Below are 22,202 nucleotides of genomic sequence, written 5' to 3' on the forward strand. Positions count from 1 at the left end.
CGCTTAATGCGCATCCACCGCACGCAACATTTCGTCGCGTGGCGGCTCATTCCCGCCGCGTCCGTCGAAATCATGTCCGGCCTGGCGAATTTCGCACTGCGCCTTCTTCTCGCTCTTCACGCCGTTGAAGATCAGATTCAGCACGACCGCCGATACAGAAGCCAGCAAGATTCCGCTATGCAACAGCGGCGACAGCGCCGGCGGCAGCTTCGAGAAAAATTGCGGCGACACCACCGGCACCAGACCCATGCCGATGCTCACTGCAACGATGAACAGGTTGTGATGGTTCTTCACGAAGTCGACCTTGGCCAGCACCTTGATGCCGTTCGCCGCGACCATGCCGAACATCACGATGCCCGCACCGCCGAGCACGAATGCCGGCACCGAAGCCACCACTTGCGCCATCTTCGGGAACAGGCCCAGCAGCACCAGGATCACGCCGCCCATCGCGCAAACAAAGCGGCTTTTCACGCCCGTCACGCCGATCAGGCCGACGTTCTGCGAGAACGAGGTATGCGGGAACGAGTTGAAGATGCCGCCGATCAACGTACCCAGACCGTCGACACGCAGACCGCGCACCAGCGTCTTCTGATCCACTGGACGATCGACCATGTCGCCGACGGCGAGGAACATGCCAGTCGATTCGATGAAGGTGACGAACATCACGGTGACCATCGTCGCGATCGCGAGCGGATCGAAATGCGGCAGGCCGAAGTGGAACGGCATCACGATGCCGACCCACGGTGCGTGCGTGACGCCGTCCATGTTCACGCGGCCGAGCGCCAGCGCGATGATGAAACCCGCAACGATGCCGAGCAGCACCGAGATATTGGCGAGGAAGCCCTTGGCGAATTTGTTGATCAGCAGGATCAACATCAACACGAGGAGCGACAGGCCGAGATAGACCGGATTGCCGTAGTCAGGGTTGCCCACACCGCCGGCCGCCCAGTTGATGCCCACTTCCATCAGCGAGAGGCCGATCACCGAGATCACTACGCCGATCACCACCGGTGGGAAAAAGCGCAGCAGCTTGCCGACCGCCGGCGCGAGCAGGATGCCGATGACACCGGCCGCGATCGTCGAGCCGAAGATGTCGAGAATGCCGAGCGAAGGATTGGTGCCGATCGCGACCATCGGACCGACAGCCGCGAACGTGCAGCCCATGATGACCGGCAGACGGATGCCGAAGATCCACAGACCGAGGGTCTGAATCAGCGTGGCGATGCCGCAGGAAAACAGGTCGGCGCTAATCAGGAACGCGATCTGGTCTTTCGGCAATTTCAGCGCCGCGCCGATGATCAGCGGCACCGCAACTGCGCCTGCGTACATCACCAAAACGTGCTGAATGCCGAGCGTCAGCAACTGGCCCGCGGGTAGTCGCTCGTCGCACGGGTGAACCGTGTTCGATTGCATTTTGTCTCTCTCCACCATCTCGTTTTGGGATGGCTCCAAGGTATGCGGAACGAAAAACTGCAACAAGACCACTGGGGCCTATTCCGGCATTCCCGGTGACGATATGGATGAGACCTGTTTGAAAGGAAAAAGAAATGCGTGCGCCGCACAAATCGGCCGTTAGCCCCTTGCAGCGGCGATGGGCGCTTACGCGCCGCGCGCGCCCGTCCTAACGGGATATGTGTGAGAATCAATGAGGTGTATCTCGCTCGACGCATAGTGCTGTTTTTGTGCGGCTCGCGGCGTGGCGGGGTTAACCCGCGATTCCGGGTTTTCAGCGCGCATTCGGGCGAGTTTCCGAAACCGTGCAGCGGTGATGGAAAATACGCCGTTCCAGGCACCTTTCGCGTGCTTGTCCCTAAGCTCAAATTGACGTTCTATCGCCCATGAGTTTTCTTGGCATCGACCTCGGCACCGGCTCTCTCAAAGTTGCAATCGTCGACGAAAACGGCCACGAGCAGGCCGCGGCGAGTGTCGCGTATGCATTCGAAACACCGCATTCCGGATGGGCCGAAATCTCGGTGCAAACCTGGTGGCGCGCGCTATGCGAAGCGGCAGGGCGTTTGCCTGCCGGGTTACGTCGTGACGTGCAAGCAATCGGTTTCTCCGGACAGATGCACGGTGTCGTATTGATCGACGCCGATGGCGAAGCCGTGCGCCCGGCGATGCTCTGGCCCGACACGCGTGCGTTGAGTCTGCTCGATCAGTGGCCCGAGCCGCAGCCGAATCCTGTTGCTCCCGGCATGGCCGGTCCTCTGCTGCGCTGGATCGTGCAGAACGAACCGCAGTCCGCGCGTAAGACGCGCTGGGCGCTGCAACCGAAGGATTGGTTGCGCGTCGCGTTGGGCGGCGCGGTCGCAACTGATCCCTCCGACGCCTGCGCGACTGCGCTTGCCGATCCCGCGGGTGTGTGGGATCAGGCGCTGCTCGAGCGGCTCGAATTGCCGCATGAATGGTTTGCGCCGCTTGCGCCTTCCTACGCGGCGGGCGGCATTTTGTCGACGGAAGCCGCGCAGGAACTGGGTCTGCGTGCCGGCATAGTGCTCGCGATCGGTGCCGCCGATACGCCATGCGCGGCGCTTGGCAGTGGTCTCTCGAGCGACTGCGACGCATTGCTCACCACCGGCACGGGTGGACAAATCGTCGTGCTCGCCGAGCACGCACCGCAAGCGGTAAAAGGCCTGCATCGCTATCGGGCCGCGAGCGATCACTGGTATCGCATGGCGGCGATGCAAAACGTCGGCGTTGCGCTTGAACGTGTGCGGGGTTGGTTGTCGTATGAATGGGTCGATGCTTATCGTGATGCGTTCGGCGATGCATCGGATCGTGCCCCTGGCGATACAACAGCCGCGATCTCCAGCGCCGCAGCAGGCCTGACTTTTCTGCCCTACCTCACCGGCGAGCGCACTCCGTGGCTCAACCCTGCCGCGCGTGGCGGCTGGCTTGGCCTCGCGCTCGATCACACGCGCGGCACGATGATGCGCGCCGCGTTCGAAGGCGTCGCGTTCTCGCTGCGTGCCGGTCTCGACGCAATCCGCGCGAGCGGCGCGACGGTGACGACCTTGAAGCTCGCTGGCGGCGGTTCAGTCGATGCGCGCTGGCGGCAGTTGCTCGCCGACGCGTTAAACGTCGAACTCCATGCCGTCGACTGCCCCAACGCGGCGCCGCGAGGCGCGGCTATCCTCGGTGGATTGGCGAGTGGGCATTGGCACGCGAGCGACCTCGCCGCGCTTGCGCCGGGCGCGACGCGCGTTGCCGGACCGCAAGGCGATGCCGCGCTCGCCGAACGATATGCGCGCTTTCTCGATCTGTATGGCCGCGTCGAGTCATGGTTCGGCGAGACTCCGCTTCGCTGAGTAACGCGATGTCAGCTACAGACAATGCCGCGACGTACTTTGCAATACCATGACGGCTTTCGCACGCTAAGGTATAGGCCGGCGAACGATGCCGGGCGGCAACGACACTGACCGTCCCCAGTCCGGCACACGAATTAACCGCGAACCGCAAGGTGCGGAACCGCGAACCGCGACACCGGCACGCCGCGCGATATCTCACCGCGACGCGCCAGGCATTCACCGACTCACAGGAGCATTCACGATGAAAACCAAAGCAGCAATCGCATGGAAAGCCGGCGCCCCGTTGACGATCGAAGAAGTGGATCTGGAAGGTCCGCGCGCCGGTGAAGTCCTGATTGAAGTGAAAGCGACGGGTATCTGCCACACCGACTACTACACGCTCTCGGGCGCCGATCCGGAGGGCATCTTCCCGGCGATTCTCGGCCACGAAGGCGCTGGCGTGATCGTCGATGTGGGCCCGGGTGTCGGCACGTTGAAGAAGGGCGACCACGTCATTCCGCTGTACACGCCGGAATGCCGTCAGTGCAAATTCTGTCTGTCGCGCAAGACTAATCTTTGCCAGGCGATCCGTTCGACGCAAGGCAAGGGCCTGATGCCCGACGCCACGTCGCGTTTCTCGCTGGATGGCAAGCCGCTGTTTCACTACATGGGCACGTCCACGTTCTCGAACTATATCGTCGTGCCGGAAATCGCGGTCGCGAAGGTGCGTGAAGACGCGCCGTTCGACAAGATCTGCTACATCGGCTGCGGCGTGACGACGGGCGTCGGCGCTGTCGTGTATTCGGCGAAAGTCGAAGCAGGCGCGAACGTGGTGGTGTTTGGTCTCGGCGGCATCGGGTTGAATGTGATCCAGGGCGCGAAGATGGTTGGCGCGGACAAGATCATCGGCGTCGATATCAACCCGGGCCGCATTGAACTCGCAAAGAAATTCGGCATGACCCACTTCATCAACCCGAATGAAGTCGAGAACGTGGTCGACCATATCGTGCAACTCACCGATGGCGGCGCGGACTATTCGTTCGAATGCATCGGCAATACCAAGGTGATGCGTCAGGCGCTGGAGTGCACGCACAAGGGTTGGGGTCAGTCGTTCATCATCGGCGTGGCGGCTGCGGGGGAAGAGATCAGCACGCGTCCGTTCCAGTTGGTGACGGGCCGCGAGTGGAAGGGTTCGGCATTCGGCGGCGCGCGCGGCCGCACGGATGTGCCGAAGATCGTCGACTGGTACATGGAAGGCAAGATCAATATCGACGACCTGATCACACATCGTCTGCCGCTCGAGCGCATCAACGAAGGCTTCGATCTGATGAAGAAGGGTGAGTCGATCCGCTCGGTCGTGCTGTACTAATGCGGCGTTGATACGTCATTAATACGTCACCGACCCGGCACAGAAAGGAGCATCTCGATGCTTGAACTATTGTCGTCGCATGCCTGCCATGGCGGCGAGCAGCGGATCTACCGGCACGACTCGCAGACCGTCGGTCTGCCGATGCGCTTCTCGGTGTATCTGCCGCCGCAGGCTTTGCAGGCCAACGCGAACGTGCCTGCGCTGTTCTATCTCGCCGGGCTGACCTGCACGGAAGAAACCTTTCCGGTCAAGGCGGGCGCGCAGCGCTTCGCTGCGCAGCACGGCATCGCGTTGATCGCGCCGGACACCAGTCCGCGCGGTGCGGGCGTGCCGGGCGAAAGCGCGGCGTGGGACTTCGGCGTGGGCGCGGGCTTTTACGTCAACGCGACGCAGCAGCCGTGGGCGAAGCACTATCGGATGTACTCGTATGTGCGCGACGAACTGCGCGAAACAGTGCTCGCGAATCTGCCGGTGGACGGTGGACGTCTGGGCATCTTCGGGCATTCGATGGGTGGCCATGGCGCGTTGATGCTGGCGCTGCGCAATCCGGAGATCTATCGGTCGGTGTCGGCATTCGCGCCGCTCGCCGCGCCTTCACAGTGCCCGTGGGGCGTGAAGGCGTTCAGCGGGTATCTGGGCGAAGACCGTGAAGCGTGGAGGCAGTACGACTCGAGCGAGCTGGTTGCCCACGCGAAGCGCAAGTTCGCTGAGGGGATTCTGATCGATCAGGGGCTGGCGGATCAGTTTCTCGCCGAGCAATTGAACCCGGATGTGTTTGAAGCCGCCTGCAAGGCTGCGGGACAACCGCTGACCTTGCGTCGTCATGCCGGCTACGACCACGGGTATTACTTCATCACGACGTTCATCGAGGATCACATCGCGCATCACGCGAAGGTGCTGCTCGGTTGAAATTCGCAGGGCGATGGCGGCGGCACGCAAAGTGTTGCCGCCAGCCGCCGCTTCAATGCCGCTTCAACGCCGCCTTAGCAAACTCCCGCCATACACCACCGCCGACAGCACGGTGATCCAGAAGCTCGTCGGCCAGTCGGTATAGAACGCCAGTGTGAGACCGAGCCACGCCTGCACCAGCGCGAACACGGCGGCGAGCACGAGACCGGTCGAGAGCCGCGTCGTCACGTTTTGCGCGGCGGCGGCCGGCCCGACCATCAGCGTGAACACCAGCAGCACGCCGACAATCTGCGTGCACGCCGCCACGGCGAGCGCGGCAATCGACAGAAACAGCACCGACACCTTGCGCAACGAAACGCCCTTGGCTTCAGCCAATTCCGGCTGCAACGAAGCAAACAGCAAGGGCCGCATGATCGCCGCGAGCGCCAGCAAACTGACGACGCCCAACCCCGCCAGCACGCCGAGTGTCGACGCATTCACGCCGAGCACGTTGCCGAACAGCAGCGCGGTGACCTGGGTCGCGTATGCGGTGAAGAAGTGCAGGAACAACAAGCCGAAGCCGAGCGACAGCGACAGGATCACGCCGATCGCCACATCGCGGCCGGCCAGTTTCTCGCCGAGCGCGCCCATCCCGACGCCTGCCGCGAGCGTGAAGCCGATCATCCCCCAGATCGGCGAGATGCCGATCAGCACAGCCCCGGTCGCGCCGGTGAAGCCGACGTGCGAGAGCGCGTGACCGGCGAAAGTCTGTCCACGCATCACCAGAAAATAGCCCACCACGCCTGCCAGCACCGCGACGATCCCCGACGCCGCGAACGCGTTCACCATGAAATCGTATTCAAACATCGTGCTTGTGTCCGTCGCGTGAGTCGTGCTGGTGTGAGTGGCTGTGTGCGCCACCGTGGTCGTGCGAATGCGAATGTCCGTGCGAGTGCGAGTGGCTATGGCCGCCGTTCTCGTCGTGTTCGTGCTCGTGATCGTGTTTTTCGACTTCCACGTCGCCTGACATCACGAAGATGCGGCCATTCACGCGCATCACGTCGATCGGCGAGCCATAGAGGCGCGACAGCACCGGCCGCGTAATGACTTCATCGACGGTGCCGAGCGCGGCGACACCGCTGCCGAGATACAGCACGCGGTCGAGCGCGTGCAGAAGCGGATTCAGTTCATGCGCCGAGAACAGCACGGCAATGCCGAGCTCCTGCTGCACGCGCCGCACCAATTCCACCACGCTCTTCTGATGATGCGGATCGAGGCTGATCAGCGGTTCGTCGAGTAGCAGCAGCTTGGGGTCGCCGAGCAGGCATTGCGCGAGCAGCAGACGCTGACGTTCGCCGCCTGACAGTTCCGATAAGGGCCGCTCGGCCAACTGACGGCCGCCCACCAGATCGAGCACCCGCTCGACATCCGCGCGGGTTTTGCTGTCCGCATGGGGCAGGCCCCAGCGATGTCCATCGGCGGCCATGGCGACGAAGTCGCGGCCGCGCACGCGGCGCCCGGCGAGCGCACTGCGCGTCTGCGGCATATAGCCGATCGACGAGTTACCCCGCTCGACCGGTTGCCCTAACACGCGGATCGCGCCGCTCGCCGCCGGCACGAGACCGAGCACGGCGCGCATCAGCGTGGTCTTGCCCGCGCCGTTCGGCCCGAGCACGCCGATGAATTCGCCCTGATTCACCACGAAGCCGGCCTCGCGCAGAATCGTGCGGCCGCCGAGTTCAAGCGTGACGCGCTCGAGTTCAAGCACGGGCACGTTGCTGCGTGCGCCCGTCGATACATTAGCTGGCGTGCTGCGGCCAGTTTCGTTCATTGGGTTTTTCCTTTGGCGGTGCTCGCCGCCGCATTCGCTCCGCCCGCATCGCCCGCAGCCAGCGCCGTGCCCAGCGCGTCGAGCTGCATCAGCATCCACGTCTGATAGGTCTTACCGGCCGGTTCGGTTTCGGTGACGCTCATGGTCGGCACCTTCGATTGCTGCGCGAGCTTCAACATGCGTTTGGTCAGGGCCTCGGTTGCCTGGCTGTTGTAGATCAGAACGCGGACGCGCTTTTCGCGCAGATCGCGTTCGAACGCGGCGATATCGGCCGCGCTTGCTTCAGTGTCGTTCATCGTCGCCAACTGGAAGCGCAGATTGCGCATCGAGAGGCCGACTGCGTCCGACATATAGCCGAACACCGGCTCGGTTGCCGTCACCGGCACGCCGGCGTAGCGGCCGTGCAGATCGGCGACTTTGGCGTCGATGGGCTTCAGCGAATCGAGAAACTTCGCGAGGTTCGCATCGTACGCCGACTTGTGCGCCGGGTCAGCCGCGACGAGCGCCGCGCTTACCGCGCGCGCCACTTTCGGCATGGTGGCCGGGTCGTACCAGAGGTGAGGATTATCGCCGCTCTTCTTGCCTGTCAGCTCGGCGGCAACAATCGTCGCGCGATTCGAGCCCTTGGACGCGGCCAGCAGTTTCGCCATCCACGGATCGTAGTCGGCGCCGTTGTAGACCACAAGGCTCGCATGCTGCAAAGCGCGCGCCGTCTTCGGGCTGGCTTCGAACAGGTGCGGGTCCTGATCCGGATTGCTGAGGATGCTGGTCACGTCGACACGATCGCCACCTAGTTGCTGCACGACGTCGCCGTAAAAGTTTTCCGCCGCCACCACCGGGATTTTCGCATCCGCGGCAAATGCACCGTGGCTGAGCGTGAAGGCAGCGGTGGCCGCCGCGCCCATGGCCACGGTCTTCGATAGCTTCAGCGCATGGCGCGCCCCGTTCAACATCGAGCCGAATTTCTTCATCGTTGTTTCCTGCTGCGTGAGAGTTGAATGAACTACAAATCTTGGGAGCGGTGTGCTTTCATAAGGACGCCCCGGCGGGCCGCGCCGCGCGGGCGCAGCGCGCGCACAGACCGCTTAGCTCGACCACCTGGCGGTGCACCTCGAAACCGTGCGCCGGCGCGCTATGTGACAGTTGGTGGGCAAGATCGCCGCCGGGAATCTCGACAGTCGCGCCGCAGCCGTCACACATCAGAAACTGGCTGCGATGCGGCACGCCGACCTCGCAGCAGGCAAAAAACGCGTTCTTCGATTCGATCCGATGGACGAAGCCGTGTGCGAGCAGAAAGTCCAGCGCCCGGTAGATCGTGGTGGGCGGCACGCGCCCGCGTTGCGGTTCGAGCGCGTCCAGCAACTCGTAAGCGCCGATCGGCCGGTCGCTGGCGACGATCGCCGCATACACCTGACGCCGCAGCGGCGTGAGCGCGAGCCCATGCAAGGCGGCGTGCGCCTCGGCATGGGCGAGCCGTACGGCATGGTGTTCTGCAATCGATGTAGCCATCAGCGGACTCCCTGACGAACCTGCAAAGCTTCGGAGCGAAGCGAGGCCGCAATGATATAACGTATCTCGAATTTTTGTCAGCGGCTTGCGCAGAAAGCAGCTTGGCGGTCTGCGATTTCTCGTATTTGTATCGGTCGAAACCGGAAGAGGGTGTGCACTGGTCCTGCCGCGCTGCACCATCGAAATCTGGTCGAGCGCCTTGACATGACCCGGTCCGTATCCGATCATTCGATCACTAACAGAGCAATTGTTCGCGCAACGAGCGTTCGCTCACCGCGCCTCAAGAAGCGAAACGAACCGGAGACAGGCAGTGGCGGCACGATTGCAAGACAAGGTGGCCATTCTGACGGGCGCGGCAAGCGGAATCGGTGAAGCCGTGGCCCGGCGCTATCTGGACGAAGGCGCACGCTGCGTGCTGGTCGACGTGAAGCCGGCCGACAGTTTCGGCGACGCGTTGCGCGCTGCCTACGGCGACCGCGTGCTGACCGTCAGCGCCGATGTAACGCGCCGCGAGGATATCGAACGCATCCTGGCGAGCACGTTGGAGCGCTTCGGCCAGGTCGACATCCTGTTCAACAACGCGGCGCTCTTCGATATGCGCCCGATCCTCGATGAATCCTGGGACGTGTTCGACCGCCTCTTCTCGGTCAACGTGAAGGGCATGTTCTTCCTGATGCAAACCGTCGCCCGGAAAATGGTCGAGCAGGGTCGCGGTGGCAAGATCATCAATATGTCGTCGCAAGCTGGGCGCCGCGGCGAGGCGCTGGTGTCGCACTACTGCGCAACCAAAGCCGCCGTACTCAGCTACACGCAATCCGCAGCGCTCGCCCTCGCGCCGCATAAGATCAATGTGAACGGCATCGCGCCGGGCGTCGTCGATACGCCGATGTGGAACGAGGTCGACGCGCTCTTCGCCCGCTATGAAAACCGGCCGCTCGGCGAGAAGAAGCGCCTCGTCGGTGAAGCGGTGCCGCTCGGCCGTATGGGTGTGCCGGACGATCTGACCGGCGCGGCCCTGTTTCTCGCGTCGGCCGATGCCGACTACATCACCGCGCAAACCCTGAACGTCGACGGTGGCAACTGGATGAGCTGAGCGAATTGCAGAGTGGATGAGCCGAACCTGTTTCACCCTTCGTCATTTTCGTAGAACAAACGCAGCATCACATAACGTACGAGAAAGGAGACAACACATGAAACCAGCTACAAAATCCGTGCTGAAGGCGGTCAGTGCCGGCGCTGTCGCATGCTTTGCGTTGCACGCTCAGGCGGCCACGGTGACCATTGCCACGTTGAACAATCCGGACATGATCGAGCTGAAGAAGCTCTCGCCCGCTTTCGAGCAGGCGAATCCGGATATCAAGCTCAACTGGGTGATTCTCGAAGAAAACGTGCTGCGTCAGCGTGCTACCACCGACATCACGACCGGCAGCGGCCAGTTCGACGTGATGACGATCGGTGCGTACGAAACGCCGCAATGGGGCAAGCGCGGCTGGCTCACGCCGCTCACCAATCTGCCCGCTGATTACGATCTGAACGACGTCGTGAAGACGGCCCGCGACGGCCTCTCGAGTGGCGGCCAGTTGTACGCACTGCCGTTCTACGTCGAAAGCTCGATGACGTATTACCGCAAGGATCTGTTCGCGGCCAAGGGCCTGAAAATGCCCGATCAGCCGACCTACGACCAGATCGCTCAGTTCGCCGACAAGCTCACGGACAAAGCCAACGGCATGTACGGTATCTGCCTGCGCGGCAAGGCCGGCTGGGGCGAGAACATGGCGTATGGCACGACGGTGGTGAACACCTTCGGCGGCCGCTGGTTCGACGAGAAGTGGCAGGCGCAGCTGACGTCGCCGGAATGGAAGAAGGCGATGACGTTCTACGTCGATCTGCTGAAGAAAGACGGCCCTCCGGGAGCCAGTTCGAACGGTTTCAACGAAAACCTGACGCTGATGTCCTCGGGCAAGTGCGCGATGTGGATCGATGCAACGGTGGCGGCCGGCATGCTCTACAACAAGCAGCAGTCGCAGATCGCCGACAAGGTGGGCTTTGCGGCAGCGCCGATTGCCGTCACGCCGAAGGGCTCGCATTGGCTGTGGGCGTGGGCGTTGGCCATTCCGAAGTCGTCGAAGCAGGCTGACTCGGCGAAGAAGTTCATCGCGTGGGCCACGTCGAAGCAGTACATCGAACTGGTCGCGAAGGATGAGGGCTGGGCCTCGGTGCCGCCGGGAACGCGCCACTCTACCTACGCACGTCCTGAATACAAACAGGCAGCACCGTTCGGCGACTTCGTGCTGAAGGCAATCGAAACGGCTGACCCGGATCATCCGACTCTGAAGCCGGTGCCGTACACCGGTGTGCAGTTCGTCGGCATTCCTGAGTTCCAGTCGTTCGGCACCGTGGTCGGTCAGAGCATCTCCGGCGCGATTGCCGGTCAGATGACGGTCGATCAGGCGCTGGCAGCCGGCCAGGCAACGGCGAATCGCGCCGTGCAACAGGCCGGGTATCAGAAGTAAAGCGGAAGTCAGCCACATGATTCATGTGGCACGCGCCGGCTGACGCCCGTCAGCCGGCCCACGTAGCACAGTGGGCCGTCCCCGCCGCGTGGGCACCGCGACACCGCATTGCGTCGCGGTAGCCAGGCGGTTCAAGCGATCACGGCGGAGAAAGCGCCGGCCCGCGCATTACCGAACAGGTGGTCAATCATGCGTCCTTTACGCCTGCCTCTTATGCATGCCCATCCCCAAACAGAAAAAGAACGCGAAACCCGCAAAGCCAATTCGGCCCGCTGGCTCGTGACGCCCTCAGTCGCAGTGCTCGTGCTGTGGATGGCGATTCCGCTGGCGATGACGATCTGGTTTTCGTTCTCGCGCTATAACCTGTTGAATCCGGATCTGAAAGGCTTCGCCGGTTTCGACAACTACAAGTACCTCGCCAGCGATCCGTCGTTCGGACCGTCGATCGGGCACACGCTCGAGTTGATCATCTCGGTGCTGGTGATCACGGTGGTCGGCGGTGTGCTGATGGCGATTCTTTTCGACCGTAAGTTCTACGGCCAGGGCATTGCGCGGCTACTGGCGATCGCACCATTCTTCGTGATGCCGACGGTCAGCGCGCTGATCTGGAAGAACATGATCTTGCATCCGGTGTATGGCCTGATCGCACAGGGCATGCGCGCAATCGGGCTGCAGCCGATCGACTGGTTCGCCGAGTATCCACTCACGGCCGTGATCATGATCGTCGCGTGGCAGTGGTTACCGTTCGCGTTCCTGATTCTGTTCACCGCGATCCAGTCGCTCGATCAGGAGCAGAAGGAAGCGGCGCGTATCGACGGCGCGGGTCCGTTCTCGATGTTCTTCTACATCACGCTGCCTCACCTGAAACGAGCGATCGCGGTGGTGGTGATGATGGAGACGATTTTCCTGCTGTCGATCTTCGCCGAAATCTATACGACCACGGGCGGCGGTCCGGGCACCGCGACCACCAATCTGTCGTACCTGATCTATTCGCTGGGCCTGCAACAGTTCGACGTCGGTCTCGCTTCGGCGGGCGGCATTCTGGCTGTCGTGCTGGCTAACATCGTGTCGTTCTTCCTTGTGCGGATGCTCGCGAAGAACCTGAAAGGGGAGTACGAAAAATGAGCCACGTTGCCTCTACCTCTGCGTCGGGCACGGCGCCCATGACCGTGCCGGCCAAGTCGCCGTTCGCCGCAATTCGCCGCGGCATCCCTGGTGTGATCGCCTGGCTCGTCGCGTTGCTGCTGTTCTTTCCGATCTTCTGGATGACGATCACCGCGTTCAAGACGGAGCAGCAGGCCTATTCGTCGTCGCTGTTTTTCATCCCGACGCTCGATAGTTTCCGCGAGGTGTTCGCGCGCAGCAATTACTTTTCGTTCGCGTGGAATTCGATCCTGATCTCGGCGGGCGTCACGCTGCTGTGCCTGATTCTCGCCGTGCCGGCCGCGTACGCGATGGCCTTCTTTCCGACGCGCCGCACGCAGAAAGTCCTGCTGTGGATGCTGTCGACCAAGATGATGCCGTCGGTCGGCGTGCTGGTGCCGATCTATCTGTTGTGGAAGAACAGTGGTCTGCTCGATTCGGTGTCCGGTCTGGTGATCGTCTACACGCTGATCAATCTGCCGATTGCGGTGTGGATGTCGTTCACGTACTTCGCGGAAATTCCGCGCGACATTCTCGAAGCAGGCCGGATCGACGGTGCGGCGACGTGGCAGGAAATCGTCTATCTGCTGATGCCGATGTCGCTGCCGGGGCTTGCCTCCACCGCGCTGCTGCTGGTGATCCTGTCGTGGAACGAAGCGTTCTGGAGCATCAACCTGTCGAGTTCGAACGCGGCGCCGCTGACTGTGTTCATTGCGTCGTACTCGAGTCCTGAAGGTTTGTTCTGGGCCAAGCTCTCCGCTGCTTCATTGCTTGCAGTTGCGCCGATCCTGATTGTCGGCTGGCTGTCGCAGAAGCAACTGGTGCGTGGTCTTACCTTTGGGGCGGTCAAATGACCGCAGGTACGACGGTAGGTCATTTCGCGCTGATCTGCGATTGCGACGGCGTGCTGATCGACAGCGAAGCCGTGGCGGCGAGCATGCTGGTGCACGAACTCGAGGCGCGTTGGCCCGATGCCGATGTCGCGCCGGTGGTGCTGCCGCTACTCGGCTTGCGCATTGAAACGGTGTTGCAGGGCACGGCGGCGAAACTGGGCAGGAGCCTCGGCGGCGAGGATATCGAGGCGATCCGCCGGGCGGTGGAAGCAGCGGCGATGCAGGCGCCGGCGGTCGTTGGCATCGAGGTTGCGCTCGCGCAGGTGCCGCTCACCAAGGCATGCGCGAGCAATAGTTTCCGGCCGTATGTGGAGAACGTGCTGGCGCGCACGGGCCTCGTGAAGTTCTTCGGCAACCGGCTTTTTTGCGCCGATGCGGTGCCGAATCCGAAACCCGCGCCCGATGTCTATCTCGCTGCAGCGCTTGGTCTCGGCCTCGCGCCGTCCGCCTGCCTCGTGGTGGAAGACAGCGTGACGGGCGTGACGGCGGCAACCGCGGCGGGCATGACGGTGCTGGGCTTTATCGGCGGCGGTCATGCGAGTGACGCGCAGATCGATGCGTTGCATGCGGCGGGTGCGCGGACTGTGTTTGACGACATGCTGCAGTTGCCGGACCTGGTTGCGCAATGGACGCTGAGCGCGACGGCGGCGACGCCGTAAGCGCGGCCGCGTTGGCGCAGCACCTGGATAAATGAATTGACGTAGCAAGAGCAACATACGGAGACACATCATGGCAAGCGTAACTCTGCGCAACATCCGAAAAGCCTACGACGACAACGAAGTGATGCGTGACATCAACCTCGACATTCTGGACGGCGAATTCGTCGTCTTCGTGGGTCCGAGCGGTTGCGGTAAATCGACGCTGATGCGGATGATCGCTGGCCTCGAAGACATCACCAGCGGCGATCTGACCATCGACAACGCGCGCGTGAACGACGTGCCGCCCGCCAAGCGCGGCATCGCGATGGTGTTCCAGTCGTACGCGCTGTATCCGCACATGACGCTGTACGACAACATGGCGTTCGGCCTCAAACTCGCCGGCACCAAGAAGCCGGAAATCGACGCCGCCGTGCGCAACGCGGCGAAGATCCTGCACATCGACCATCTGCTCGACCGCAAGCCGAAGCAGCTTTCAGGCGGTCAGCGTCAGCGCGTTGCAATCGGCCGCGCAATTACGCGCAAGCCGAAAGTGTTCCTGTTCGACGAACCGTTGTCGAATCTCGACGCCGCGCTGCGCGTGAAGATGCGCCTCGAATTCGCGCGTCTGCATGACGAGCTGAAGACCACGATGATCTACGTAACGCACGATCAGGTCGAGGCCATGACGCTGGCCGACAAGATCGTCGTGCTGTCGGCGGGCAATGTGGAGCAGGTCGGCAGCCCGACCATGCTGTATCACGCGCCGGCCAATCGCTTCGTCGCCGGCTTCATCGGTTCGCCGAAGATGAACTTTATGGAAGGCGTCGTGCAGTCGGTCACGCACGACGGCGTCACGGTGCGCTACGAATCCGGCGAGACTCAGCGTGTTGCGGTGGAGCCCGGCGCGGTGAAACAGGGCGACAAGGTGACCGTTGGCATTCGCCCGGAGCATCTGCATGTGGGCATGACCGACGACGGCGTGTCGGCGAAAACCATGGCGGTCGAATCGCTCGGCGATGCCGCGTATCTGTATGCGGAATCGAGCGTCGCTCCGGATGGGATCATCGCGCGCATTCCGCCGCTCGAGCGGCACAGCAAGGGCGAAGTGCAAAAGCTCGGCGCCACGCCTGAGCACTGCCATTTATTCGACAGCGAAGGGAAAGCCTTCCAGCGTAAGATCGTAGAAGTGCTGGCCGCGTGAGTATGTGATTGGGAAAGCGGCGGGCGCGCCGCTTTCCGTCCGGTCACGTTTATTCACGCTCAGGAAACACTCATGCCCGCCTACGTCGTCATCACGCGCGAGAAAACGCTCGACCCCGCCAAACTGGAAGCATACAAACAGGACGCGCCCGCAGTCTTCGAGAAGCACGCGGTCATGGTGCTCGCGAGCCACGGGCGGAAAGAAGTGGTGGAGGGTCCGCCGATCGACGAAATCCTGATCCTCGAGTTCCCCAGTTACGACGAAGCGATCGCGTGGTATCGCAGCCCGGCGTATCAGGCGGTCAGCGAGACGCGCCTGCAGGGCGGCGAGTACCGCATCATCATCACGGAAGGGCTGCCGGTGTTGTAGCGCGGCGGTGGGCCGCTTCTAAGCCTTGCCTGTAAGCTGGTTAAGCCGCCGCTTCGAGCGCGGCCCGCGCACACAACTCGTCAGTCACCAGTCCCGACAGCCAGCCGCCTTTAAGCACCGCAATCAGCGCCTCGCGCTTGCGTTCACCGCCGGCAAAGCCGATGGTAGGACGCCGCGGCGGCGAGTCGAGCGCAATGCTGGTGACGCGCCGGCCGGTCGGCGATTCGACGTGCGCGCCGGCGGCATCGATCGGCAAGCCGAGCATTTCGGCCACTGCACGGTTCTGCATCAACTCCTTCACCTCCGCGGAGGTGATGAAGCCGTCTTCGTGCAACGGGCATTTCGGCCCGATATTGCCGACCCCGACGAACGCGACATCCGCCTTGGCCAATAGCGATTCGACGATCCGGTAGAGCCGGTGATTGCACCACTGCGCGCGTTCGGTCTCGCTATCGGCGAGCAGCGGGGCGGGCAGCAGAAAATGCTTGCCGCCGGTCTTCTCCGAAATGTGCAGCGCGACGTCGTAGCGGTTCGAGGAGCCGTCCTGGGCGATCGCCCCGACCATCGATACCAAACGGTGCTGCGGACGCTCCAGCTGCGCGATCTGATCGACCGCGGCCTTCAGCGTACGGCCGCTGCCCACGGCGACCACCATCGGTTTTTCTTCGACCAGATAGCGTTCCATGACCTGCGCGCCGGCTACTGCCAGCTTGCGGTCGACTTCTTCCGAGGTATCGCTGTCGATTGGTACGACTTCGCACATGCTCAGGCCGTAGCGCTTCGAGAGTTGATCGGCGAGCGCGAGGCAATCGGCCAGTTTGTGATCGACGCGCACGCGGATCAGGTTCTTTTCGACCGCGAAGGCCACCAGCCGCTGTGCGACCGGGCGCGACACCTGGAGTTTTTCGGCGATCTCGTTCTGGGTGTTGCCTGCGACGTAGTAGAGCCACGCGGCGCGGGTAGCAAGGTCTAATTTTTCTGTGGACTTGGGCACGGTGACGGTTCGCTTGAAGTGCGCCGATGATAGCAGCCGGTTCCCGCGTCTCAACGGGAACCGGCTGTGCTTTGCCGGTCAGGCGAGCGGTTGTCGCGCGGGGTCGAACAGCGGCCGCACGTGGCGGTAGAGCGCGCGATACGCTTCGAGCCGGGTGCGCAGTTCGGCGTGCCGGCGCGGGTTCGGCGTGAACTCCTTTTCGATCGGCGGCTTGCTCAGCACCTTGGCCGGATCGCCGCCTGCGGCCAGCCAGCCGAGGCGGGCCGCGCCGAGCGCCGCGCCGGTTTCGCCGCCGCCGTGCTTGCGGGTGGCGGTGTCGAGCGCATCGGCGAGCAGTTGTGCCCAGTAGTCGCTGCGCGCACCGCCGCCGAGCAGGGACAGCGCCTTCGCTTCGGTGCCGGCCGCGCGCAACGCATCGAGGCCGTCGGTGAGCGCGAGCGTCACGCCTTCGAGCACGGCGTAGCCGAGCAAGGCGCGGTCGGTCGCGTGATTCATGCCGAAGAACACGCCCTGCGCATACGGGTCGTTGTGCGGCGTGCGTTCACCGGACAGATAAGGCAGAAAGAGTGGGGCAGTGGTCAACGCTTCCGCTGGCAGCGCTTCGATTTCGGCGAGCAGCGTCGGCTCGTCGGTGGAAGTGAGCTTGCAGACCCAGCGCAAACAGCTTGCTGCCGACAGCACCACGCTCATCTGATGCCAGCGATCCGGGATCGCGTGACAGAACGCGTGCACGGCCGAAGCGGGATTCGGCCGGAAGCTGTCGCCGACCACGCACAGCACACCCGAGGTGCCGAGCGAAACGAAGCCGTCGCCCGGTTGCGTCGCGCCGATGCCGATTGCGCTGGTGGCATTGTCGCCACCGCCGGCCGCGACGATCACTCCGTCGCTCAAACCGAACTCGCGCGCCACCGCGGGAAGCAGGGTGCCGGATGGCTCGCTGCCTTCGCACAAGGCCGGCATCTGCGCGCGTGTCATGTTGCAGGCGGCGAGCAGCGAATCGGACCAGTCGCGTTTGGCGACGTCGAGCCACAACGTGCCGGCTGCATCCGATGGATCGGACACCTTGCCGCCGGTCAGTTGCAGACGCAGGTAGTCCTTCGGCAGCAGCACGCAGGCGGTTTGCGCGAAGATTTCCGGTTCGTGGTGCGCCACCCAAAGCAGCTTCGGTGCGGTGAATCCGGGCATCGCGAGATTGCCGGCCACGGTGTGCAAGTCCGGCGCGCGCTCGGTCAGCTCCGCGCACTCCTTGTCGCTGCGCATGTCGTTCCACAGGATCGCGGGCCGCAATACGCGGTCCTGCGCATCCAGCAGCACGGCGCCGTGCATCTGCCCCGAGAGGCCGATGCCGCGAATCTGCGCGAACTCGTCCGGATGTTTGGCGCGCAACGCGGCCAGCGCCGTGCGCGTGCCGGCCCACCAATCTTCGGGATTCTGTTCGGCCCAGCGCTGATGCGGACGCGAAACGGTAAAGGGTGAGCCTGCGGTGCCGATCACGCGTCCATCGGAGGCGAGCAGCAGGACTTTCACTTCGGACGTGCCGAGGTCGATGCCGAGATACATGGGCGCGAAACCTTCGTCGTTAGGGATGCGCTACTTTAGCCGCACATGGCGCGCGGTGCCATGCGCATTAAGCCTGGCACCGGCGTGTTTCGCGTGATTTGATACAGCGCGGGTCAGGCCGCGCCGCGTTTGGCCAGCCATACGTCGACACGCGCCAACGCGCCCGCCAACGCCGATTCCAATTCCGATGTCTGCGCCATGCTGCCCCAGAGCAGGCGGTCAGCGGCGAACGCCTGCAACGGATCAGGCGCGCTAAAGAAGCCGCGCGCAACTTTTTCATCCATCACGCCGTCCTGATACGCATACGGCAGTGTGCCGGCGTTCCAGCGTTCGAGGAAGCGGAAGAACAGCGCCGGCAACATCGCCGTCGCCGAAGGCGTGACGCCACGTTCGAAGCATTCGGCGAGCGTCGGCGCGATAAAGCCGGGCAGCTTCGAAAAGCCGTCGGCCGCGACGCGCTGGTTGGTGTCCTGGATGTAGGGATTGCCGAAGCGTTCGAGCACCACGTCGCGATAGCGTTCGAGATCGAGTGGACTCGGTGTGAGGCACGGAATCACGTCTTCGGTCACGTAGTCGAAGGCGAATTTGTTGATGTCCGGATCGAGCGTGCCTTCGTGGATGTAGGTCAGTCCGACCAGCGTGCCTGCCCACGCAATGCAGCTATGCGTGGCGTTGAGGATGCGGATCTTCGCTTCCTCGTACGGCAGCACCGAGTCGACCAGTTCCGCGCCGACCTTTTCCCACGCGGGGCGTCCGGCGATGAAGCGATCTTCGATTACCCATTGGATGAAGGATTCGCCCATCACCGGGCAAGCGTCGTCGACACCGGTGGCGGCTTTGACCCGTTCGCGCACGTCGGGCGTCGGACGCGGCGTAATGCGGTCGACCATCGAACTCGGGCACGCGGTGTTGTCGTCGAACCATTGCGCCAGATCGTCCGCGCCGCGCCGTTCGAGAAACTCGCTCATGCCCGCATGAAAACGCTCGCCGTTACTACGCAGGTTATCGCAGGTCTGCAGCGTGACTGGGCCGGCGCCGCGCTTCATGCGTGCGTCGAGAATCGCCGCGAGCGCGCCGTAGATTGTGGTGTGACCGCCTTTCAGATCAGCCGCGAGATCGGCATTGGCTGTGTCGAGTTCGTCGTGTTCGTCGAGGTAATAGCCGCCTTCGGTCACGGTGAACGCAATGATCTTGCAGGCCGGATCGGCGCCCGCGTCGATCAGCGCATCGAGACTCTCGGTCCACGGCACCACGCGCTCGATCGAACGAATCGTCTCGTACGCGCGCTCGCCCTGCGGCGTGACGGTCTCGAGTGTATAGACGCCGTTTTGCGCGGCGAGCGCGTCGAGCACGGCGTTCATGTCGCTGCGGATATTGCCCACCGTCAGCGACCAGTGCGGTTCGCCCGCCACCTTCGCCTCGTTCAACCGATGGAGATACCACGCCTGATGCGCGCGATGAAACGATCCCGCGCCGATGTGCAGGATCACGTGTGCGGCCGCGCCGCTGCCTTGCCCGCTGTTCATGTGCGTCTCCTGAGTGTCCTTGATCGCACGGCTCGGCGCGTGCGTTTTTTCTTGGGGTGGAGCATTTGCTCTATCTGTGAGCGAATGATCGTACCCGGCGGAACGAATGTCAAGGCGACGTAGCGGGCTTTTCGTGGCGCAGCGCGGCGTGGCGGGACTTCCGGCGTGACTCGTGTGACGCCGGGGCGTTATGGGACGTGTCTCGCGGTGCGTATTGCATTGCATCAAATTTGACTTTCACCGCGCCAGGACTAACCCGAATGCAAAAAAGTATCGGTCTGCGGTTTGATTTTTAGTGGTGGATCAGCCGCTAGAGGGCTACTTTTCGCTATACAAGATGAAGTTCAGCGGCACCCGCAGCACGCCGCTTCATGGAGGAAGACGCGAATGCAACCCGATCTGGAAGTCGTCGCCGTACGGCGCGACGAATCCTTCAAAGTGTGGTCGCACGGCTATCCGTATCGCACGGTGCGTTGGCACTTTCACCCGGAATACGAAATTCACTTGATCGTGGCGACGACCGGCAAGATGTTCGTCGGCGATCACATCAGCAGCTTTACGCCTGGCAACCTCGTGTTGATGGGGCCGAACCTGCCGCACAACTGGGTTAGCGACGTGCCGGAGGGCGAGACGATTGCGCAGCGCAATCTGGTCGTTCAGTTCGGGCAGGAGTTCGTGTCGAGTTGCATGGGCAGTTTTCCTGAGTGGCGCCAGGTCGAAGCATTGCTCGCCGATTCGCGCCGTGGCGTGTCGTTCGGTGCGGAAACGAGTGCAGCGATCCAGCCGTTGTTCCTCGAATTGTTGGCGGCGCGCGGACTGCGCCGTCTCGTGCTGTTCATGTCGATGCTCGAGATCCTGATGAACGCCGAGGACCGCGAGACGCTCGCGAGTCCCGCCTATCAGGCCGACCCGACCGGTTTCGCGTCGACGCGCATCAATCACGCGCTCTCGTATATCGGCAAGAACCTGTCCAACGATCTGCGCGAATCGGACTTGGCGCAACTCGCTGGCCAAAGCGTGAGTGCGTTCTCGCGTTACTTCCGCCGTCATACAGGGCTGCCGTTCGTGCAGTACGTGAACCGCATGCGTATCAACCTCGCATGCCAACTGCTCACGGACGAAGAACTGAGCGTCACCGATATCTGCTTCAAGGCGGGCTTTAACAACCTGTCGAATTTCAACCGGCAGTTCCTCGCGGTCAAAGGCATGGCGCCTTCGAAATTCCGTCGCTATCAGCAACTGAACGACGCAAGCCGCGACGCTTCCGAAGAAGCCGCCGCGCGCGGCGCCGGCATCGACAATGCGCCTGCGATCGTGCTTGCGCCAGGTTTGCCACGCAGCGCCGCGGCTGCTTATCCACCGACGTAGTTCTCCACCAGGCTTCTTGCCGAAGCGTTTTACTTCACCCGCGTTTTAACGCCTATCGCGCTGTCCACAGACAGCGTGAGGGACGTGCTCATCTCATCGAACAGTTTTAATAACGGAGACAACCATGACGCAATCCACTTCGAAGCAGACATCGTTGAAGACCTTCGCGCGCAGCACGGCTGCGTTGGCGACGCTTGCATTCGGTCTTTCGTTTATCGCCGCGCCGGCTGCACTTGCCGCGCCGCTAAAGATCGGCATGACATTTCAGGAGTTGAACAACCCGTACTTCGTAACGATGCAAAAGGCGCTGAACGATGCGGCGGCGTCGATCGGCGCGACGGTGGTCGTGACCGACGCGCATCATGACGTCAGCAAGCAGGTCAGCGACGTCGAAGATATGTTGCAAAAGAAGATCGACATCCTGCTCGTGAATCCGACCGATTCGACCGGCATTCAATCGGCGGTGACGTCGGCGAAGAAGGCGGGCGTGGTGGTGGTTGCTGTTGATGCGAACGCGAACGGTCCGGTTGATTCGTTCGTCGGGTCGAAGAATTACGATGCGGGTGAGATGGCCTGTGAGTATCTGGCGAAGTCGATTGGCGGCAGCGGCGAGGTGGCGATCCTCGATGGCATTCCGGTGGTGCCGATTCTCGAGCGTGTGCGGGGCTGCAAGGCGGCGCTCGCGAAAGTGCCGGGCATCAAACTCGTGGATACGCAGAACGGTAAGCAGGAACGCGCGACTGCGTTGTCCGTCACCGAGAACATGATTCAGGCGCATCCGAATCTGAAGGGCGTGTTCAGCGTGAACGACGGTGGCTCGATGGGCGCGCTCTCGGCGATCGAATCGTCGGGCAAGGATATCAAGCTGACCAGCGTCGACGGTGCGCCGGAAGCGATTGCCGCGATCCAGAAGCCGAATTCGAAGTTCATCGAAACGTCCGCGCAGTTCCCGGCCGACCAGGTGCGTATCGCGCTCGGCATTGCGCTCGCGAAGAAGTGGGGCGCCAATGTGCCGAAGGCGATTCCGGTCGACGTGAAGATAATCGACAAGAGCAATGCCAAGGGCTTCAGCTGGTAAGCCGAATGCTCGTTGCCATGTGCATGTGCTTCTTC

20 protein-coding genes are annotated in these 22,202 nt (G+C 62.7%); 12 read left to right on the forward strand and 8 right to left on the reverse strand.

Annotated features, from left to right (window positions below; all coding sequences use genetic code 11):
* Positions 1-3: 3 nt before the first annotated feature.
* Entirely contained in the window at positions 4-1,413 is a 1,410-nt protein-coding gene (locus M0D66_RS04905; RefSeq protein ID WP_093635623.1) for a nucleobase:cation symporter-2 family protein, read from the reverse strand.
* 425 nt (positions 1,414-1,838) lie between these two features.
* Between M0D66_RS04905 and M0D66_RS04910 the strand changes: the two genes are divergently transcribed.
* The 3 genes from M0D66_RS04910 to fghA all read left to right on the forward strand — a co-directional run bounded on the left by M0D66_RS04910 (position 1,839) and on the right by fghA (position 5,565).
* Positions 1,839-3,308: a xylulokinase gene (locus M0D66_RS04910; protein ID WP_266209192.1), complete on the forward strand. Its 1,470-nt coding sequence runs from the start codon at positions 1,839-1,841 to the stop codon at positions 3,306-3,308.
* A 241-nt stretch (positions 3,309-3,549) separates the two neighbouring features.
* Positions 3,550-4,656 (forward strand): S-(hydroxymethyl)glutathione dehydrogenase/class III alcohol dehydrogenase, encoded by a 1,107-nt coding sequence (locus M0D66_RS04915; protein ID WP_093635627.1) that lies wholly within the window; start codon positions 3,550-3,552, stop codon positions 4,654-4,656.
* A gap of 57 nt (positions 4,657-4,713) precedes the next feature.
* Positions 4,714-5,565, forward strand: a complete 852-nt coding sequence (fghA, locus tag M0D66_RS04920) for an S-formylglutathione hydrolase (protein ID WP_211701950.1) — start codon at positions 4,714-4,716, stop codon at positions 5,563-5,565.
* Positions 5,566-5,628: 63 nt separating this feature from the next.
* On the opposite strand, the gene M0D66_RS04925 is transcribed toward fghA, so the two are convergent.
* Genes M0D66_RS04925 through M0D66_RS04940 form a run of 4 tightly spaced genes read right to left on the reverse strand, consistent with a single transcriptional unit; the run spans position 5,629 to position 8,884 of the window.
* Entirely contained in the window at positions 5,629-6,411 is a 783-nt protein-coding gene (locus M0D66_RS04925) for a metal ABC transporter permease (protein WP_200618221.1), read from the reverse strand.
* Positions 6,404-7,375 carry an ABC transporter ATP-binding protein gene (locus tag M0D66_RS04930; RefSeq protein WP_266209194.1) on the reverse strand — a complete coding sequence of 324 codons (972 nt, stop codon included), beginning with the start codon at positions 7,373-7,375 and terminating at the stop codon, positions 6,404-6,406. Before M0D66_RS04930 ends, M0D66_RS04925 begins: the two co-directional genes overlap by 8 nt.
* A complete protein-coding gene (locus tag M0D66_RS04935) occupies positions 7,372-8,346 on the reverse strand; it encodes a metal ABC transporter solute-binding protein (RefSeq protein WP_266209196.1) in 975 nt (324 codons plus the stop codon). Before M0D66_RS04935 ends, M0D66_RS04930 begins: the two co-directional genes overlap by 4 nt.
* A gap of 58 nt (positions 8,347-8,404) precedes the next feature.
* Positions 8,405-8,884: a Fur family transcriptional regulator gene (locus M0D66_RS04940; RefSeq protein WP_211701956.1), complete on the reverse strand. Its 480-nt coding sequence runs from the start codon at positions 8,882-8,884 to the stop codon at positions 8,405-8,407.
* A 310-nt stretch (positions 8,885-9,194) separates the two neighbouring features.
* On the opposite strand from M0D66_RS04940, the gene M0D66_RS04945 reads away from it, so the two are divergent.
* The 7 genes from M0D66_RS04945 (at position 9,195) to M0D66_RS04975 (ending at position 15,641) form a co-directional block, all read left to right on the forward strand.
* On the forward strand, positions 9,195-9,977 hold the full coding sequence (locus M0D66_RS04945; protein WP_211701958.1) for an L-iditol 2-dehydrogenase: 783 nt from the start codon (positions 9,195-9,197) through the stop codon (positions 9,975-9,977).
* A gap of 97 nt (positions 9,978-10,074) precedes the next feature.
* Positions 10,075-11,397 carry a sugar ABC transporter substrate-binding protein gene (locus tag M0D66_RS04950; protein ID WP_200618225.1) on the forward strand — a complete coding sequence of 441 codons (1,323 nt, stop codon included), beginning with the start codon at positions 10,075-10,077 and terminating at the stop codon, positions 11,395-11,397.
* Between the two features lie 189 nt (positions 11,398-11,586).
* The gene (locus tag M0D66_RS04955) at positions 11,587-12,522 is read left to right on the forward strand and encodes a carbohydrate ABC transporter permease (protein WP_093635644.1); all 936 of its coding nucleotides are present in this window, start codon (positions 11,587-11,589) and stop codon (positions 12,520-12,522) included.
* Between the two features lie 38 nt (positions 12,523-12,560).
* Positions 12,561-13,394 (forward strand): carbohydrate ABC transporter permease, encoded by an 834-nt coding sequence (locus M0D66_RS04960; RefSeq protein ID WP_234487518.1) that lies wholly within the window; start codon positions 12,561-12,563, stop codon positions 13,392-13,394.
* The gene (locus tag M0D66_RS04965) at positions 13,391-14,092 is read left to right on the forward strand and encodes an HAD family phosphatase (RefSeq protein ID WP_266209197.1); all 702 of its coding nucleotides are present in this window, start codon (positions 13,391-13,393) and stop codon (positions 14,090-14,092) included. Before M0D66_RS04960 ends, M0D66_RS04965 begins: the two co-directional genes overlap by 4 nt.
* A gap of 70 nt (positions 14,093-14,162) precedes the next feature.
* Positions 14,163-15,272 carry an ABC transporter ATP-binding protein gene (locus M0D66_RS04970; RefSeq protein WP_054034358.1) on the forward strand — a complete coding sequence of 370 codons (1,110 nt, stop codon included), beginning with the start codon at positions 14,163-14,165 and terminating at the stop codon, positions 15,270-15,272.
* A 72-nt stretch (positions 15,273-15,344) separates the two neighbouring features.
* On the forward strand, positions 15,345-15,641 hold the full coding sequence (locus M0D66_RS04975) for a DUF1330 domain-containing protein (RefSeq protein ID WP_054034356.1): 297 nt from the start codon (positions 15,345-15,347) through the stop codon (positions 15,639-15,641).
* 40 nt (positions 15,642-15,681) lie between these two features.
* On the opposite strand, the gene M0D66_RS04980 is transcribed toward M0D66_RS04975, so the two are convergent.
* The 3 genes from M0D66_RS04980 to dalD form a co-directional block, all read right to left on the reverse strand.
* Entirely contained in the window at positions 15,682-16,635 is a 954-nt protein-coding gene (locus tag M0D66_RS04980; RefSeq protein WP_093635650.1) for a sugar-binding transcriptional regulator, read from the reverse strand.
* A 78-nt stretch (positions 16,636-16,713) separates the two neighbouring features.
* Positions 16,714-18,195, reverse strand: a complete 1,482-nt coding sequence (gene xylB / locus M0D66_RS04985) for a xylulokinase (RefSeq protein WP_200618228.1) — start codon at positions 18,193-18,195, stop codon at positions 16,714-16,716.
* Positions 18,196-18,308: 113 nt separating this feature from the next.
* Positions 18,309-19,721, reverse strand: a complete 1,413-nt coding sequence (gene dalD, locus M0D66_RS04990) for a D-arabinitol 4-dehydrogenase (RefSeq protein WP_266209199.1) — start codon at positions 19,719-19,721, stop codon at positions 18,309-18,311.
* A gap of 387 nt (positions 19,722-20,108) precedes the next feature.
* Here dalD and M0D66_RS04995 point away from each other — a divergent pair, with 387 nt between their 5' ends.
* Both M0D66_RS04995 and M0D66_RS05000 read left to right on the forward strand, forming a co-directional pair.
* Positions 20,109-21,089, forward strand: coding sequence for an AraC family transcriptional regulator (locus M0D66_RS04995; RefSeq protein WP_093635656.1), 981 nt, complete (start codon positions 20,109-20,111; stop codon positions 21,087-21,089).
* A 124-nt stretch (positions 21,090-21,213) separates the two neighbouring features.
* Positions 21,214-22,167 (forward strand): ABC transporter substrate-binding protein, encoded by a 954-nt coding sequence (locus M0D66_RS05000; RefSeq protein WP_266209200.1) that lies wholly within the window; start codon positions 21,214-21,216, stop codon positions 22,165-22,167.
* Positions 22,168-22,202 lie beyond the last annotated feature (35 nt).

The sequence above is a fragment of the Paraburkholderia sp. SECH2 genome, from assembly GCF_030464795.1.
In the GTDB taxonomy this organism is placed as follows: domain Bacteria; phylum Pseudomonadota; class Gammaproteobacteria; order Burkholderiales; family Burkholderiaceae; genus Paraburkholderia; species Paraburkholderia aspalathi.

Excerpts from the sequence above, each read along its gene's own strand:
- M0D66_RS04905 (WP_093635623.1), bottom strand. The coding sequence starts at position 1,413 with ATGCAATCGAACACGGTTCACCCGTGCGACGAGCGACTACCCGCGGGC.
- dalD (WP_266209199.1), bottom strand. The coding sequence starts at position 19,721 with ATGAACAGCGGGCAAGGCAGCGGCGCGGCCGCACACGTGATCCTGCAC.
- M0D66_RS04950 (WP_200618225.1), top strand. The coding sequence starts at position 10,075 with ATGAAACCAGCTACAAAATCCGTGCTGAAGGCGGTCAGTGCCGGCGCT.
- M0D66_RS04970 (WP_054034358.1), top strand. The coding sequence starts at position 14,163 with ATGGCAAGCGTAACTCTGCGCAACATCCGAAAAGCCTACGACGACAAC.
- M0D66_RS04975 (WP_054034356.1), top strand. The coding sequence starts at position 15,345 with ATGCCCGCCTACGTCGTCATCACGCGCGAGAAAACGCTCGACCCCGCC.
- M0D66_RS04935 (WP_266209196.1), bottom strand. The coding sequence starts at position 8,346 with ATGAAGAAATTCGGCTCGATGTTGAACGGGGCGCGCCATGCGCTGAAG.
- M0D66_RS04930 (WP_266209194.1), bottom strand. The coding sequence starts at position 7,375 with ATGAACGAAACTGGCCGCAGCACGCCAGCTAATGTATCGACGGGCGCA.
- M0D66_RS04995 (WP_093635656.1), top strand. The coding sequence starts at position 20,109 with ATGCAACCCGATCTGGAAGTCGTCGCCGTACGGCGCGACGAATCCTTC.
- M0D66_RS04965 (WP_266209197.1), top strand. The coding sequence starts at position 13,391 with ATGACCGCAGGTACGACGGTAGGTCATTTCGCGCTGATCTGCGATTGC.
- M0D66_RS04940 (WP_211701956.1), bottom strand. The coding sequence starts at position 8,884 with ATGGCTACATCGATTGCAGAACACCATGCCGTACGGCTCGCCCATGCC.
- M0D66_RS04910 (WP_266209192.1), top strand. The coding sequence starts at position 1,839 with ATGAGTTTTCTTGGCATCGACCTCGGCACCGGCTCTCTCAAAGTTGCA.
- M0D66_RS04915 (WP_093635627.1), top strand. The coding sequence starts at position 3,550 with ATGAAAACCAAAGCAGCAATCGCATGGAAAGCCGGCGCCCCGTTGACG.
- M0D66_RS05000 (WP_266209200.1), top strand. The coding sequence starts at position 21,214 with ATGACGCAATCCACTTCGAAGCAGACATCGTTGAAGACCTTCGCGCGC.
- M0D66_RS04955 (WP_093635644.1), top strand. The coding sequence starts at position 11,587 with ATGCGTCCTTTACGCCTGCCTCTTATGCATGCCCATCCCCAAACAGAA.
- xylB (WP_200618228.1), bottom strand. The coding sequence starts at position 18,195 with ATGTATCTCGGCATCGACCTCGGCACGTCCGAAGTGAAAGTCCTGCTG.
- fghA (WP_211701950.1), top strand. The coding sequence starts at position 4,714 with ATGCTTGAACTATTGTCGTCGCATGCCTGCCATGGCGGCGAGCAGCGG.
- M0D66_RS04925 (WP_200618221.1), bottom strand. The coding sequence starts at position 6,411 with ATGTTTGAATACGATTTCATGGTGAACGCGTTCGCGGCGTCGGGGATC.
- M0D66_RS04960 (WP_234487518.1), top strand. The coding sequence starts at position 12,561 with ATGACCGTGCCGGCCAAGTCGCCGTTCGCCGCAATTCGCCGCGGCATC.